The organism is Rhodococcus sp. UNC363MFTsu5.1 (assembly GCF_000686785.1).
Lineage (GTDB): Bacteria > Actinomycetota > Actinomycetes > Mycobacteriales > Mycobacteriaceae > Rhodococcus_G > Rhodococcus_G maanshanensis.
The window spans coordinates 63,081-77,277 of the sequence record NZ_JMLO01000005.1 but is presented as its reverse complement, the minus strand read 5'-3'; the positions used below and the strand labels follow the sequence as shown (position 1 = coordinate 77,277).

Here is a 14,197-nt window from a genome sequence, read left to right as displayed (position 1 = left end):
AATTGTTCATCGAGAGATGTGAATCGAGGAGTCGATCGTGGGAGCAGGGCAGTGAGCGCGACCGACGACCCCGGCGCGGCACTGCAGCTCGTGCACGAGCTGCGCAGGCTGACGGTCGAGCTGGACCGTTTCGGTGCCGCGTTCGCCAGCCGCAACGGCCTGCACGCGACCGATCTCCGCGCGCTCATCGCGCTGCTCGACGCCGACCGGGCCGGTATCGCCGCGACGCCGGGTTGGCTGGGCGGGCAGCTGGACCTGGGCTCGGCGGCGACCACCGCCCTGCTCGACCGGCTGGAACGGGCGGGCCACATCGGGAGGACGCCGGACCCCGGCGACCGCCGCCGGGTGCTGCTGCGGGTGCAGGAACAGGCGAAGTATCTGGGCTGGTCGTTCTTCGGACCGCTGATCGGGCGCATGATCGCCTCGATCGGCGAGTTCGACGAGGCAGAACTGGCCGCGGTGACCAGATTTCTCGGGGCGATGAACGAGGCGGTCGGCTCCGCGGCAGGCGGTGCCGACGGGGGCCGTTGACATCCGGTCCGTGGCCGGAGAAGGCTCGGGTTCATGGAACGGCTGCGAGGCCGCGTCGCCCTGGTGACCGGGGCGACCGGTGGGCTCGGTCCCGTCATCGCCCGCGCGCTCGCGCGCGAGGACATGGATGTGGTGGTCACCGGCAGGCGGGTTGATGCCCTCGACGAAACCGTGACGGGCCTGCGGGCGATCGGGGTGCGGGCGGACTCGGTGCCGGCCGACCTCACCGATCTCGATGCGACAGGGGCCCTGATCGAGCGCGCCGAGCGGTCCTTCGGCCCGATCGACGTCCTGGTCAACAATGCGGGCGTCGAGAACGTCGCGGCGTTCACCGCGCTCACCCCCGAGGAGCTGACGGGGATGGTCGACGTCAACCTCTCGGCGCCGATGCTGCTCACCAGGCACGTGCTGCCCGGCATGCTGGCGCGCGGGCGCGGCCACGTCGTGTTCATCAGCTCGATGGCGGGCAAGTTCGGGCTCGCGTACTGCGAGCCCTACGCCGCGACCAAGGCGGCCCTGATCGGGCTCACCCAGGCCCTGCGAGCCGAGTACGGGCAGTCCCCGGTCGGCTTCTCGGTGGTGTGTCCTGGCTTCATCGGTGGTGACGGCATGTACCAGCGGATGGTCGAACGCGGTTTCCGGTCCAATCGGGTGATCGGCGAGACCACAACCGCGAAGGTGGCGGACAAGGTGGTCAAGGCGATCCGGCGGGACCTGCCCGAGGTCATCGAGAGCGGAGCGCCGGTCCGCCCGTTGCTGTCCGTCGGTGCGCTGGCCCCCCGTTTCGCGGAGCGGATGGTCGCGTGGACCGGTGCCAACGCGATGTTCCGGCGCCTGAGCGAGGAGCGTGGCAGGGCCGGGTGACGCGGGTCGGTGGGATCGGCGCACGGCCCGGCCCCCGCGTCGGGATAGATTTGTCGGGTGATTGTTGCGCTCATCGACTCCGGCCTCGGTCTGCTGCCGACGTCGGCCTGGCTGCGGCGTCTGCGCCCCGAACTGGACCTGCTGCTCTCACTCGACCCGGATGGTGCGCACTGGGGGCCCAAGCCCGAGCAGTGGGTCATCGACCGTGTGGTCGGGGCGGCGGAGCATGCGGTGGACCTGGGTGCCGAGGTCGTCGTGCTGCCCTGCAACACCGCCAGCGTGACCGCGCTCGACCATGTCCGGGCCCGACTGGGCGACGCGATTCCGGTGATCGGGACCGTTCCCGCGATCAAGCCCGCGGCCGCGGCCAGCCGCTCGGTCGCGATCTGGGCCACCGCGGCCACCACCGCCAGCCGATACCAGGCCGATCTGATCGAGCGGTTCGCCAATGGCACCGCCGTGGTCGGGGTGGCGTGTCACGGGCTGGCCGAGGCGATCGACCTCGGCGACACCGACCGGGCGAAGCAGGCGATCGCGGACGCCGTGGCGCGTACCCCGGCCGACTGTGACGGGGTGGTCCTCGGCTGCACGCACTACCCGCTGATGGCCGGGGAGATCGCGGACCAGTTGCCTGCCGGGGTCACCCTCTTCGACAGCGCGGAGGCCGTCGCCGCCCAGACGCTCCGGCGCATCGACGCGCTCGGCCGCGACGCGAGCGGGAGCGGCTCGGTGAAGGTGCTGCTCAGTGGCAGGCCGGGGGAGTTGCCCGCAGGCGCGGCGGCGTTCGAGGCGGGCCGCCTGCTCGGCTAGTTCGCGGCACGCGCACGGCTATGCACCGGCCGTGCCGAGCTGCTCGAGGCCCGCGGCCACAACGCGGGCGACGCCGCCCAGGTCCTCGCGGTGCTCGCGGGTGCCGTCGAGATCGCGGAGCCGGTCGATGCTGGCGACGGAGAACATCGCGGCCACCCATGTGGTCGCGCAGGAATCGAGCACCCGCGCGGACACCGCCACCGGTGAACTCGCGCGCAGGACCTCGACGGTCGCATCGTGGAGGTAGGTGCGAAATCGCCGCAGGTGCGCGCGGACTGCCGGGTGCGTCTCCGCCTCGCGCCAGATGATCACCCGCATCACCGAGGAGTGGTGGTCCCTGAGGTTGAGCGCGGCCTCGAGGTTGACCAGGGTGGACTCCGGTTCGCCGGTGACCACCAGTCCGGCGACGTCGGCCAGCGGTTCCGCGGGCACTCGCTCGGCGATGAGCGTGGTCAGGATCGCCGACTTGGTCGGGAAATAGTAGAAGACCAGGCCCTTCGGCACGCCCGCCTGTTTCGCGATGGCCGCCGTCGAGGTCGCGTCGAAACCCGACTCGGCGATGAGCTCCTCGGCGGCGTCGAGGATCAACTCCCTCGCGTCACCATCCACGCTGGCGGTCCGGCGCTGGCGCGGACCTGGCATTCGATTGCCTCCACACGTGTTTCGTCAGGCGCGAACGGCCGACGCGCCTGGGCTTCCGGCCGGATGGAGCGAGGCGGTCGGCCTTCGCCCCAGTCCGGGACTGTTGTTGATTCTGTCAGGGATCGACTGTCCGTCAGTGATGCGTCGCCAATCCGCCTCCGTGTCCGATGTGCAGCCTCGAGCCCTCCGGCATCGCGGCCATCGCCGTGAGCACAGTCAGCACTCCGCCGATCCATGAGGTCCAGGCAGCACCGGCCATGTCGGCGAAGCCCATCACCCACGGAGAGAGGAACATCAGCACGCCGAGAACGCCCATCGCCCACGGGAGCGCCGGCATCTCTGCCGACATCATGTGCGCCAACCCGGCGACCGCCACCAGTGCACCCAGCACGATCATCGACCACATCGCGGCGTCGTTCGTGTCCATCCACAGCGGGGACAGCGCCACGACCACGCCGATCACCACGGCGGCCCAATCCTGCCACCGAGCCATTGCTGCCTTCATTTTCTGCCTCCTCGACGAGGGAACCCCGCTACCTCAGGTATAACCCTGATTGACCGGCCGATCAATAGTCGTGCCCGGCCGGTTCGGATTCGTTCCGCCCGGCCTTCTGGCAAGGTCGGGGCATGGACGATGCAGCGGCGGTGACCAGGGCGTTGGCACAGGTGGCGAACCCGGACGACGCCGTGGAACTACAGCGGTTCTTCAAGACCGGCCCGGGAGAGTACGGCGAGGGTGACGTCTTCATCGGGGTGCGGGTGCCCGCCACCCGGCAGGTGGCGAAGCGGTTCGCGGACCTGCCGTTGGCCGAGGTCGACGCCTTGCTCGACAGCGAGGTGCACGAGCACCGCATGGCGGCTCTGGTGATCCTGAACGGCCGGTTCACGCGGGCCTCGGGGACGCGACAGCGCGACGAGGCCGAGCGCGAACGGATCGCCGATTTCTATCTGGCCGCGGTGCTCCGGGGCCGGGTGAACAACTGGGATCTGGTCGACACCTCTGCGGTGATCGTGCTCGGCGGCTGGTTGTTCGACCGACCGCGAGACCTGGTCCACGAACTCGGTGCCGACCCCGACCTGTGGCGTCGCCGGGTGGCGCTGCTGACCACGTTCGGCTTCATCCGCCGGGGCGACGCGACGACCACGCTGGAGTTGGCGCCCCGGCTGCTCGAGGACAGGCGCGACCTCACCCAGAAGGCGCTCGGCTGGATGCTGCGCGAGGTGGGCAAACGGGTGGACCGGCAGCTGCTCACCGGGTTCCTCGACGAACACGCAGCCGGGATGGGCGCTACGGCGCTCAGCTACGCCACCGAGCACCTGGACCCGGACGTCCGTGTGCGGTACCGGCGGCTACGCCGCCCGTGAGCGCCCGACGAGCGTGGGGACTCGGTAACCGCGCACGGGCGGCGAAGCCGTCCTAGAACTCGATCTTGAGGTGGTCGGTGATCGGGCGTGCCTGGCAGCCGAGGATGTAGCCGGCGGCGATGTCCTCGGGGTCGAGGATCTCGCTGTTCCCCATCTCGACCTTGCCCTCGAGCACGGTGCAGGCGCAGGAGCCGCACTCGCCCTCCTGGCAGGAGTACGGCACGTCGAGACCCTTGGACAGCATGATGTCGACAAGGGTCTGCTTGCGCGGCCAGCTCATCGTGTGGGTCTCGCCGTCGAGCTGCACCTCGACGGTGGCGGCGTCGGCGGCCTCCTCCTCGGTGACCTCTTCGAGCTCGACGTCCTGGAACGGGTCACCCGCCAGCGAGTTGAACACCTCGGCGTGCACCGAGGTGCGCGGGACGCCTGCCTCGGCGAGCGCCTTGTGGACCGTGTCCATGAACGGGCCGGGGCCACACATGAAGGACTCGAAGCCGCCGAACGGCTTGGCGAGCGTGGCGAACTGGTCGGGCGTGGGCAGGCCCTGCAGGGACTCGAGCCAGTGCACGACCGTCAGGCGGGTCGGGTACTGGGCCGCGAGGCCGCGCAGCTCGTCGGCGAAGATGACCGACTTCTCGTCGCGGTTGGCGTAGACGAGCACCACCTTGCCGGTGCCCTCGGTGAGCGCGGACTTGAGGATCGAGATCACCGGGGTGATCCCGCTGCCCGCGCCCCAGAGCAGGAAGTCGTGGTCGAGCGACTTGGGGGTGAACACGCCGGACGGGGGCAGCACCTCGATGGTGTCGCCGGCCTTGACGTTGTCGCAGAGCCAGTTGGAGCCGTATCCGTCCACGGTCCGCTTCACGGTGACCTTCGGCTCGGAGTCGCTGAACGGCGAGCTGGCGAGGGAGTAGCAGCGGGCCACGGAACCGGTCTGATCGCTGGGGATGCGCAGGGTGAGGAACTGGCCGGGCTTGTAGTCGAACTTGCCGCGATGCTCGTCGGGGACGGTGAAGACCAGCGACCGGGCGTCGGAGGTCTCCTCGACGACCCCGGAGACAGTGAGGACAACCGACCTGGAGCTGTGCGGCATGTCAACGGTGGTCATCGCGGCGGATCCTCTCGGGGGTGAATCTGGAACGTGTTCTAGTTTCCAAATGTAGCAGGAAAACATGCAACCAGGTGGATCGTAAATTGCAGAGGGGCGATCCCGATAATCGGGATGGGGCAGCTCAGGGATGGTCGGCCGAGCCACCCGGAGGCGGCGATCGGGCTGGTCAGTCGCGTTCGGCCGCGGAGGCGCCGAGCCCGTGCGAGAGGACCTCGCTCCCGGCGCGCAGCAGATCCGGCAGTTCGAGGGAGTCGTCGGTCAGCCACTGCTCATAGGCGGAGAGGGCGATGCCGAGAACCATCCAGCCGATCGTGCGCGGCAGGTGGTCTCCTGGGCGGCAGCCCATCCGGTCCGCCACGTAGTCGGCGATCACGCCACGCCAGCCGTCGTACATCACCATCGAATACGCCTGCAGCGCGGGAGCTTGCAGGATGATCTCCATCCGCTTGCGATGCAGCGCTGCCACGTCGGGCGGGAAGCTGTTGAACTCGAGCAGTGCCGAGGCGAGCCCCTCGGCCAGCGGGATCTCGCGGGGGAGCTCGGCGAGCTGCTCGCGCATGTTCGCCAGATGGAGGTCGAAGTCGCCCCACGGCACCGCGTTCTTGGACGGGAAGTAGCGGAAGAAGGTGCGCCTGGCGATCCCGGCGGCCTCCGCGATCTGATCGACGCTGGTCTCCTCGAAACCGTGCTCGGCAAACAGTTCGATGCCGATATTGCTGATCCGATCGCGCGTCGTCGACGGTCGACGACCGATGCGACCTGCGGGTTTGCTGCCGGCCTGCGTCAATTTCCCCTCCGGACCTTTCATTGTGCACTCGATGCCATTAGTGTGGTGAGCCGAGTCACAGCGAACCGATCGCCGTGACTGACGCCAACCCTGACACAGGAGGTATGTAGATGTCTGAGCATCGCGAAAGCGTCGTTGCCGGAACCGAGCTCGTCGAGGAGGCCCTGGTGGAAGAGGTCTCGATCGACGGCATGTGCGGCGTGTACTGATCGTGGATCTCGACACCGGGTGGAAGCTGCACCCGCAGGTGGCGCTGCGCCCCGAACCTTTCGGGGCGTTGCTCTACCACTTTGGGACCAGGAAGCTCTCGTTCCTGAAGAACCGCACCATCGTCGAGATCGTGCGGGCCCTGCCCGACCATCCCGACGCCAGGACCGCCATCCGCGCTGCGGGTATCGACGAGGCGCAGGTGGACACCTACGCCCGTGCGCTCGCCACGCTGGCCGATTCGAAGATGATCGTGCCCGGCGCGTCCGCGGCCTGAGCTCGCCTGATCCGCAACCCCACACCTCGAGGACACAGCCCATGACCTCCATGCTCGATCGCCCCGCACCCGCCCCGGTCGGCAGGCTCGTCGACCAGTTCGAACTCGGACTCGACGCGCCCATCTGCCTCACCTGGGAGCTCACCTACGCCTGCAATCTCTCCTGCGTGCACTGCCTGTCGTCGTCCGGCAGGCGCGATCCGCGCGAGCTGAGTACCGAGCAGTGCAAGTCCATCATCGACGAACTGCAGCGGATGCAGGTGTTCTACGTGAACATCGGCGGCGGCGAGCCCACCGTCCGGTCCGATTTCTGGGAGCTCGTCGACTACGCCACCGAGCACCAGGTCGGCGTCAAGTTCTCCACGAACGGTGTGAAGATCGACAAGAAGGTCGCCGCGCGGCTTGCCGCCAGCGACTACGTCGATGTGCAGATCTCCATCGACGGCGCGACCGCGGAGGTCAACGACGCGGTGCGCGGCCCCGGGTCCTTCGCGATGGCGGTCCGTGCCCTCGAGAATCTGGCCGAGGCCGGATTCAAGGACGCCAAGATCTCGGTCGTCGTCACCCGCCACAACGTCGGCCAGCTCGACGAGTTCAAGGCGCTCGCCGACAAGTACGGCGCGACGCTACGGATCACCCGGCTCCGTCCGTCCGGCCGTGGCGCCGACGTCTGGGACGAGCTGCACCCGACCCAGCCGCAGCAGCGCGAGCTGTACAACTGGCTCGTCGCGAACGGCGAAGGGGTCCTGACCGGCGACTCGTTCTTCCACCTGTCCGCCTACGGTGACGCGCTCCCCGGCCTGAACCTGTGTGGCGCAGGACGGGTGGTGTGCCTGATCGACCCCGTCGGCGACGTGTACGCCTGCCCGTTCGCGATCCACGAGCAGTTCCTCGCGGGAAACATCGTGGCCGACGGCGGTTTCCAGCACGTGTGGCAGCACTCCGACCTGTTCGCCGAGCTGCGTTCCCCGCAGACCGGCGGCGCGTGCAGCAAGTGCGACCACTACGACTCCTGCCGCGGCGGCTGCATGGCGGCCAAGTTCTTCACCGGCCTGCCGATGGACGGCCCCGACCCCGAGTGCGTGCAGGGCTACGGCGAGACCGCGCTCGCGGGCACCCGTGGCGAGATCCCCAAGTCGAGCGTCGACCACTCCCGTACCGGGAACCGTCGCACCCCGCGGGCGCCCGTCCCGCTGCAGCTGATGGTGCGCCCGCCCGCCAAGGTCTGCGACGAGAACCCGCTCGCGGGAATGAATTAACGAGACTTGTTCACCTCAGTAGAAAAGGTTCAGTGATGGCCAAGAATGCCTGGTTCGAGACCGTTGCGGAGGCGCAGCGGCGGGCCAAGAAGCGGCTGCCGAAGTCGGTGTACGGCGCGTTGATCGCCGGTTCGGAGCAGGGCCTGACCCTCGACGACAACACCTCCGCCTTCGGTGAGCTCGGATTCGCCCCGCACGTCGCGGGGCTGTCGGACAAGCGTGATCTGTCGACCACCGTGATGGGACAGCCGATCTCGATGCCCGTGCTGATCTCGCCGACCGGTGTGCAGGCCGTGCACCCCGACGGTGAGGTGGCGGTCGCCCGCGCCGCGGCCGCCCGCGGCGTCGCGATGGGGCTGAGCTCGTTCGCGAGCAAGTCGATCGAAGAGGTGACGGCGGCCAACCCGCAGACCTTCTTCCAGATGTACTGGGTCGGCAGCCGGGAGGTGCTCCTGCAGCGCATGGAGCGGGCACGCGCGGCAGGCGCGACCGGGCTGATCATGACCCTGGACTGGTCGTTCTCGCACGGACGCGACTGGGGCAGCCCGGCGATCCCGGAGAAGATGGACCTCAAGGCCATGGTCCGGTTCGCGCCGGAGGCCATCACCCGGCCGAAGTGGCTGTGGGAGTTCGCGAAGACCGGCCGGGTGCCGGACCTGACCACCCCGAACCTGGCCGCCCCCGGCGAGCAGGCCCCGACCTTCTTCGGCGCGTACGGCGAGTGGATGGGCACGCCGCTGCCGTCATGGGAGGACGTCGCATGGCTGCGTGAGCAGTGGGGCGGTCCGTTCATGCTCAAGGGCGTCATGCGGGTCGACGACGCCAAGCGCGCGGTCGACGCGGGCGTCACCGCGATCTCGGTGTCGAACCACGGCGGCAACAACCTCGACGGCACGCCTGCACCGATCCGGGCGCTGCCCGCGATCGCGGAGGCGGTGGGAAGCGACATCGAGGTGCTGCTCGACGGCGGCATCCGGCGCGGCAGCGACGTCGTCAAGGCGGTCGCCCTCGGTGCTCGTGCGGTGATGATCGGCCGTGGTTACCTGTGGGGCCTTTCGGCCAACGGCCAGGCGGGCGTCGAGAACGTGCTCGACATCCTCCGCGGGGGAATCGATTCGGCGCTACTGGGTCTCGGGCACTCGTCCGTGCAGGACCTGACCGCCGCGGACATCGTGATCCCGCCGGGATTCGCCCGCCCGCTCGGCCTCTGAGCCAGGAATAGGCGTCGCAGGTCGTGACGCTGCGGTTGACCGAAGGACTCACCCTGGCCGGGCGCACCGCCCGGTCCAGGGTGTTGTTCGGGCCCCACGAGACGAACCTGGGCAGCGATCGTTCCCTGTCCGGGCGCCACGTCGCCTACTACGAGCGACGCGCGCGGGGCGGTGCGGGCGTCCTCGTCACCGAGGTGGCCTCCGTACACGCCGACGACTGGCCGTACGAGCGGGCGCCGCTCGCCACGGACTGCGGTCCTGGCTGGCGGGACATCGCCGCCGCGTGCAGGCCGCACGGAACACTGGTGCTGGCCGGACTCGGCCACACCGGGCTGCAGGGCTCGAGTGCGAACTCGCAGTCGGCGCTGTGGGGGCCCTCACGCGTCGCGGACGTCGTCACCCGTGAGTTGCCCATGGAGATGGAACGGGGCGAGATCGACTCGCTGATAGCGGGATTCCGTTCTGCCGCGGCCTCGGCCAGGGATGCCGGGATGGACGGGGTCGAACTCGACGCGGGTCCGCGGGCGCTGCTGCGGCAGTTCCACTCGGGGCTGACCAACCTGCGCGAGGACGGGTACGGCGTCGACCGGCTCCGGCTCACCCGCGAGGTGATCGATGCCGTCCGCGGCGAGCTCGGTCCCGACCGGGTGCTGTCGCTGCGACTGAGCTGCGACGAGCTCGCGCCCTGGGCGGGGATCACCCCAGAGATCGCCGCACGGCACGCCCGCGAGTTGGCGGATTCTCTCGACCTGCTTGTGGTCGTTCGCGGCGGTCCGATGTCGGTGGATGCGTACCGGCCGGACGCACACACGGGACCGGTGTTCAACGTGAAACTGTGTGCGTCGATCCGTGCGGCGGTTGCGGGTGCGGTGCCGGTCGTGCTGCAGGGCAGCGTGATCGAGGCCGGTCAGGCGGAGCGCGCGCTCGCGGACGGTGCCGCCGATGCGGTGGAGATGACCCGCGCGCAGATCGCCGAGCCGGACCTGGTGGTCAAGGCGCGGAGCGGCGGCGGGCCCAGGAGGCCGGCCGAGGCCGCACCGCGGCCGTGCCTGCTCTGCAACCAGACCTGTCAGGTTCGCGACCCGCGCAATCCGATCATCACCTGCGTCGGGAATCCGTCGGCGGGGCACGAGAGCATCGACCCCGACGAGGGGTTGCCTGCCGAGGATCCGGGTCACGTTCTGGTCGTCGGCGGCGGGCCCGCAGGGTTGGAAGCCGCGCGGGTGCTGGCGCTGCGCGGTCACCGGGTCACCCTCGCCGAGCGCGGTCCCCGGCTCGGCGGCATGCTGCGGGTGGCCGCGGTCGGCGGCGGCCGCGCCGCGCTCGCGACGCTGGTGGACTGGCTGGAGTCCGAATGTCGCCGGCTCGGCGTCCATGTCGAGACCGGTCGGGCGATCACGGCCGAGGAGATCGACGCGGCGAGATCCGCAGGCCGCGCGGTGATCCTGGCGACCGGAAGCGTGCCGAACCCATGGCCGGGTGACCGCCACGCGAGCGTCGAGATCGTGGGCCCGCAGGAGGTACTGGCCGGAAAGCCGTTGCGGGAGGGCCCGATCCTGGTGTTCGACCCGGTGGGGGATCAGGTCGCCGTCGCGGTCGCCGAATGGCTCGCCGCCAGTGGCCACGAGGTGTCCATCGCGACACCGGACCAGGTCGTCGGCGTTCAGTTGGGCCGAACCGGCGACCTCTCCGCCGCCAATGCCCGGCTGCAGCGGGCAGGCGTCTCCCGCCACCTGAGCGTGACCGTTCGCTCGATCGACGCGGACGGGGTCCTGTTGGAGAACGTCTACACCGGCGAGCGGCGGGTGCAGGCCGCGGCGACGCTGATCGACTGCACGCACCGGGTTCCCGACGAGATGCTGTTCCGGCAGCGGCCCGCATCGGTCCGCGTCGGGGATTGCCTGGCGCCGCGAACCGCCGCCGAAGCGATCCGGGAGGGCCGGGCGGCGGCCGTCCGGGACGGGCGACCATGACCTACCGCCACCTGCTGACCCCGTTGGCACTGGGGCGGCTGACCCTGCGCAACCGGGTGGTGTTCTCGGCGCACCTGACCAACAGTGCCCGCGGCGGCCTGCCAACCGAACAGCACGCCGCGTACTACGAGGCGCGCGCCGGGGGCGGCGCCGGCCTGATCATCACCGAGGAACACAGCATCCACCCGTCGGACTGGCCGTACGAGAAGCTGATCCAGGGGTACCGGCCCGAGGTGGTCCCGCACTATCGGAAGATCACCGACGCCGTGCACGCCCACGGGTCGGTGATCGTGGCCCAGCTCAATCACAACGGCGGACAGGGCTCCGGGATGTACTCACGGCGGCCCGTTCTCGCGCCGAGTCCGGTGGCCGATCCGCTGTTCCGCGAGGTGCCGAAGGCGGTCGACGCGGCCGAGATCGCGGAACTCGTAGCGGGTTTCGCAGCCACCGCCGAGCACTGCAGGCGCGGCGGATTCGACGGTGTCGAGATCCAGTGCTCACAGGCATCGATCGTGCGGGCGTTCCTCTCACCCGACGCCAACCGACGTACGGATCGGTACGGGGGCGCGCTGGCGAATCGCGCCAGGTTCCTCCTCGAGATCGTGGCGTCGGTGCGCGCGGCGCTCGGGCCAGAGCCGGTGCTCGGCGTGCGGTTGACCGGCGAGGAGCTGATCGAGAACGGTATCCACCTCGACGAGGCGATCGAGGTCGCCGCGATGGTGGAGGCCTGCGGACACGTCGACTACATCAACACCTCGATCGGCATGGCGACGCAGACCCTGCACCTGATCGAGGGTTCCATGGCGGTGCCGCGCGGGTATGCCCTGTTCATCCCGAATGCGATCCGCAGGCGGGTGACGCTGCCGGTGATCGGCGTCGGCCGGTTCACGGACCCGGAGCATGCGGATCTCGCGATCGAGGAGGGCCATTGTGACCTGATCGGGGTCGTGCGCGGACAGATCGCGGACCCCGATTTCGCCGCCAAGGCCGCGGCAGGCCGGGCCGGCGATATCCGGACCTGTCTGTCCTGCAATCAGGAGTGCATCGGCCGGGTCGGCCTTGGCCGCTGGCTCGGATGCGTCGAGAATCCCATGGCCGGACGGGAATCGGTTCCGTTGCCGATGCCGCGACGGCTCGGTCTGCGGGTCTGCGTTGTCGGCGGCGGACCGGCCGGGCTGCAGGCCGCGGCCACGGCGGCGCAGCGTGGTCACCGGGTCACGCTGTTCGAGCGGGACGCGCACATCGGCGGTCAGGTCCGAGCCGCGGCAGGTGCGGCAGGCCGGGCCGAGTTCGGCGAGCTGGTGCGGAATCTCGAGGCGGAATGCGCGCGGTACGGCGTCGAGGTCAGGACCGGTGTCGACGTGGACGCTGACCTGCTGCGGTCACTGGCGCCCGACGCGGTGGTCGTCGCGACCGGGGCCCGGCCGCAGCGTCCGCGATGGGCGGGGGAGTCGACGCGGGTGGTGGACGTGCGGGACGTGCTCGAGGGCCGGGCCGATCCCGGTGGCCGTGTGCTCGTGATCGACGAGCTGGGCTTCCACCAGGCGACGTCGGTCGCCGAATCGCTCGCCGACCGTGGCTGTGCGGTGACCGTCGCGACCAACGGCATGATCGTCGGCCAGGACCTGGGCCTCACGCTGGACATGGAGGGCTGGCAGAGCAGGGCGCACAGCAAGGGCATCGCGCAGCTCACGGACCTGGTGCCGATGGGGGTCGTCGCGGCGGCTGGGTCGGCGGTGCGGGTCGCGCTGCTGCACCACCCGACCGGGGTGACCTCAGAGCCGGAGTTCGACTGGGTGGTGTGTGCGGTGCATCAGCAGCCCGAGGACGGCCTCTGGAAGCAATTGTCCGACAGCGAGTTCGAGGTCCATCGGATCGGCGACGCGCTGACACCTCGGCGCGCGGACGCGGCGGTGCGGGAGGGGCATCGGATCGCAGTGGCGCTCTGAGGCGCGTCAGATTCCGGTGGCGCGATCGCCCGGCAGCAGGCGTTGCGGCAGCTGGCTGAACACCCAGCCGCGCGTACCGTCCGGGGTGAGCAGCCAGATCACATCGAAGCGGTCCTCCGGCCACGGGTCGGGCGGCGTCGAATCGATCTCGCCGAGCGCATCGACGATCTCGGGGAGGTACTCGCGCTGCCAGGAGATCAGGACCGGGCCAGGCGTGCGCAGCACCCGTTTCGCGAGAGCCTTGACCTCCGATCGCCCGATGTCGGTGTCCACCTCGACGCCGAGCTTGTCGGCCAGCGGCGAGATCGTCTGCAGTGAGCGCTTGCTGCCGTCCTTCTTGCTCGGTGTGGATGCGAACAGGGCCTCGGGGCGGACCAGCCCTGCTGGCGGCTCGCCTGCGTCGGGCGCGAAGAGCGCTGCGAGCGCGGTTGCGCGTTGCCAGCCGGTGGGGGTGAGCGATTCGTCGCACCGGGTGCCGTCCCGGTCCACCCCGAAGGGCGGTTCGTCGCCCTCGGGTCGTTCCGCATGCCGGATCAGCATGATCGTCGTCGCGCGCGTCACCTCGTCCTTGGCCATGGGGCCATCCTGCCCTTCGAGGGTCAGTCCTCCCGTCGGTTTACGGCAACCACGGCCGTGGCGGATTGGAGCAGGCCCCAGGAGAACTGCGCCTCGCACGCGGCGCCGTCCGGAGTGGCGAACACGGCGGCCGCATGGCTGGCGACGGTCCCGGCGGACATGCGGTAGCGGACGGGGGCGCAGGTCGACTCCAGGTCGTCTATGACCACCAGCCACGGCCGCAGATCCGCCACCGAGGCGATGGTGGGCGCGGCCCCGTCGGTCATCCTGGCCAGTCGCTCGTCGACGACGTCCCCTCCTGGCCCGAAGGTGACCTGGAACTGCAGTCCGGGCCACAGCGGCATCGGCCAGGCCTCGATGGCGAGCTCGCCGACCGCGGGCAGCAGCCGTGAGCTCACCACGGCGGGCCTGCCGAGGGCGAGACGGTACCGCGTGGCGCCACCGGGGAATCCGCCCCGCAGGCCGCGCTGCCACTGGGCGTGCGCGGCGCGCAGGTCGGTGGCGCTCTTGCCGAGGTTCTTGAGGGCGGCCCCGACCAGCGCCGGCTGGTGGTCGTGCATCCGGCGGAGCAGCATCAGCTCGAAGTTCACGGTGCCGAAGCCTCGCAGCGGCATTCGGTCCTGTCCCACGTGCCG

General features: G+C 70.0%; 16 protein-coding genes. 10 read left to right on the top strand and 6 right to left on the bottom strand.

Annotated features, from left to right (window positions below; translation table 11 throughout):
• Nucleotides 1-51 precede the first annotated feature (51 nt).
• The 3 genes from BR31_RS0108610 to BR31_RS0108600 are packed head-to-tail and all read left to right on the top strand — an operon-like array spanning nt 52 to nt 2,205.
• Nucleotides 52-531, top strand: a complete 480-nt coding sequence (locus BR31_RS0108610) for a MarR family winged helix-turn-helix transcriptional regulator (protein ID WP_027500605.1) — start codon at nt 52-54, stop codon at nt 529-531.
• A 33-nt stretch (nt 532-564) separates the two neighbouring features.
• Nucleotides 565-1,395, top strand: a complete 831-nt coding sequence (locus tag BR31_RS0108605; protein ID WP_027500604.1) for an SDR family NAD(P)-dependent oxidoreductase — start codon at nt 565-567, stop codon at nt 1,393-1,395.
• A 57-nt stretch (nt 1,396-1,452) separates the two neighbouring features.
• Nucleotides 1,453-2,205, top strand: a complete 753-nt coding sequence (locus BR31_RS0108600) for a glutamate racemase (protein WP_027500603.1) — start codon at nt 1,453-1,455, stop codon at nt 2,203-2,205.
• 18 nt (nt 2,206-2,223) lie between these two features.
• Here BR31_RS0108600 and BR31_RS0108595 read toward each other — a convergent pair whose 3' ends face one another.
• Together BR31_RS0108595 and BR31_RS0108590 are read right to left on the bottom strand one after the other, a co-directional pair.
• Entirely contained in the window at nt 2,224-2,847 is a 624-nt protein-coding gene (locus BR31_RS0108595; RefSeq protein ID WP_027500602.1) for a TetR/AcrR family transcriptional regulator, read from the bottom strand.
• A 133-nt stretch (nt 2,848-2,980) separates the two neighbouring features.
• A complete protein-coding gene (locus tag BR31_RS0108590; RefSeq protein WP_027500601.1) occupies nt 2,981-3,352 on the bottom strand; it encodes an SPW repeat protein in 372 nt (123 codons plus the stop codon).
• Between the two features lie 122 nt (nt 3,353-3,474).
• Here BR31_RS0108590 and BR31_RS0108585 point away from each other — a divergent pair, with 122 nt between their 5' ends.
• Nucleotides 3,475-4,212 (top strand): DNA alkylation repair protein, encoded by a 738-nt coding sequence (locus BR31_RS0108585; protein ID WP_027500600.1) that lies wholly within the window; start codon nt 3,475-3,477, stop codon nt 4,210-4,212.
• Between the two features lie 52 nt (nt 4,213-4,264).
• On the opposite strand, the gene BR31_RS0108580 is transcribed toward BR31_RS0108585, so the two are convergent.
• Together BR31_RS0108580 and mftR are read right to left on the bottom strand one after the other, a co-directional pair.
• Nucleotides 4,265-5,320, bottom strand: coding sequence for a ferredoxin--NADP reductase (locus tag BR31_RS0108580; RefSeq protein ID WP_027500599.1), 1,056 nt, complete (start codon nt 5,318-5,320; stop codon nt 4,265-4,267).
• 169 nt (nt 5,321-5,489) lie between these two features.
• Nucleotides 5,490-6,110: a mycofactocin system transcriptional regulator gene (mftR, locus tag BR31_RS0108575; RefSeq protein ID WP_027500598.1), complete on the bottom strand. Its 621-nt coding sequence runs from the start codon at nt 6,108-6,110 to the stop codon at nt 5,490-5,492.
• Nucleotides 6,111-6,220: 110 nt separating this feature from the next.
• On the opposite strand from mftR, the gene mftA reads away from it, so the two are divergent.
• Genes mftA through BR31_RS0108545 form a run of 6 tightly spaced genes read left to right on the top strand, consistent with a single transcriptional unit; the run spans nt 6,221 to nt 12,986 of the window.
• The gene (mftA, locus tag BR31_RS30980) at nt 6,221-6,319 is read left to right on the top strand and encodes a mycofactocin precursor MftA (RefSeq protein ID WP_072750957.1); all 99 of its coding nucleotides are present in this window, start codon (nt 6,221-6,223) and stop codon (nt 6,317-6,319) included.
• The gene (mftB, locus tag BR31_RS0108565; protein WP_027500597.1) at nt 6,304-6,594 is read left to right on the top strand and encodes a mycofactocin biosynthesis chaperone MftB; all 291 of its coding nucleotides are present in this window, start codon (nt 6,304-6,306) and stop codon (nt 6,592-6,594) included. The genes mftA and mftB overlap by 16 nt, the downstream gene beginning before the upstream one ends.
• A 41-nt stretch (nt 6,595-6,635) precedes the next feature.
• Nucleotides 6,636-7,853, top strand: a complete 1,218-nt coding sequence (gene mftC, locus BR31_RS0108560; RefSeq protein WP_027500596.1) for a mycofactocin radical SAM maturase — start codon at nt 6,636-6,638, stop codon at nt 7,851-7,853.
• Nucleotides 7,854-7,888: 35 nt separating this feature from the next.
• A complete protein-coding gene (gene mftD / locus BR31_RS0108555) occupies nt 7,889-9,064 on the top strand; it encodes a pre-mycofactocin synthase MftD (RefSeq protein WP_027500595.1) in 1,176 nt (391 codons plus the stop codon).
• Between the two features lie 23 nt (nt 9,065-9,087).
• On the top strand, nt 9,088-11,037 hold the full coding sequence (locus BR31_RS0108550; RefSeq protein WP_027500594.1) for a mycofactocin system FadH/OYE family oxidoreductase 1: 1,950 nt from the start codon (nt 9,088-9,090) through the stop codon (nt 11,035-11,037).
• Nucleotides 11,034-12,986, top strand: coding sequence for a mycofactocin system FadH/OYE family oxidoreductase 2 (locus tag BR31_RS0108545; protein WP_027500593.1), 1,953 nt, complete (start codon nt 11,034-11,036; stop codon nt 12,984-12,986). The genes BR31_RS0108550 and BR31_RS0108545 overlap by 4 nt, the downstream gene beginning before the upstream one ends.
• 6 nt (nt 12,987-12,992) lie before the next feature.
• On the opposite strand, the gene BR31_RS0108540 is transcribed toward BR31_RS0108545, so the two are convergent.
• Nucleotides 12,993-13,562 (bottom strand): histidine phosphatase family protein, encoded by a 570-nt coding sequence (locus tag BR31_RS0108540; protein WP_027500592.1) that lies wholly within the window; start codon nt 13,560-13,562, stop codon nt 12,993-12,995.
• Nucleotides 13,563-13,585: 23 nt separating this feature from the next.
• A complete protein-coding gene (locus tag BR31_RS27945; RefSeq protein WP_156042407.1) occupies nt 13,586-14,191 on the bottom strand; it encodes a hypothetical protein in 606 nt (201 codons plus the stop codon).
• Between the last annotated feature and the right edge of the window lie 6 nt (nt 14,192-14,197).

Coding starts and splice junctions, on each gene's coding strand:
- BR31_RS0108605 (WP_027500604.1), top strand. CDS start 565: ATGGAACGGCTGCGAGGCCGCGTCGCCCTGGTGACCGGGGCGACCGGT.
- BR31_RS0108595 (WP_027500602.1), bottom strand. CDS start 2,847: ATGCCAGGTCCGCGCCAGCGCCGGACCGCCAGCGTGGATGGTGACGCG.
- BR31_RS0108590 (WP_027500601.1), bottom strand. CDS start 3,352: ATGAAGGCAGCAATGGCTCGGTGGCAGGATTGGGCCGCCGTGGTGATC.
- BR31_RS0108585 (WP_027500600.1), top strand. CDS start 3,475: ATGGACGATGCAGCGGCGGTGACCAGGGCGTTGGCACAGGTGGCGAAC.
- BR31_RS0108580 (WP_027500599.1), bottom strand. CDS start 5,320: ATGACCACCGTTGACATGCCGCACAGCTCCAGGTCGGTTGTCCTCACT.
- mftA (WP_072750957.1), top strand. CDS start 6,221: ATGTCTGAGCATCGCGAAAGCGTCGTTGCCGGAACCGAGCTCGTCGAG.
- mftC (WP_027500596.1), top strand. CDS start 6,636: ATGACCTCCATGCTCGATCGCCCCGCACCCGCCCCGGTCGGCAGGCTC.
- mftD (WP_027500595.1), top strand. CDS start 7,889: ATGGCCAAGAATGCCTGGTTCGAGACCGTTGCGGAGGCGCAGCGGCGG.
- BR31_RS0108545 (WP_027500593.1), top strand. CDS start 11,034: ATGACCTACCGCCACCTGCTGACCCCGTTGGCACTGGGGCGGCTGACC.
- BR31_RS0108540 (WP_027500592.1), bottom strand. CDS start 13,562: ATGGCCAAGGACGAGGTGACGCGCGCGACGACGATCATGCTGATCCGG.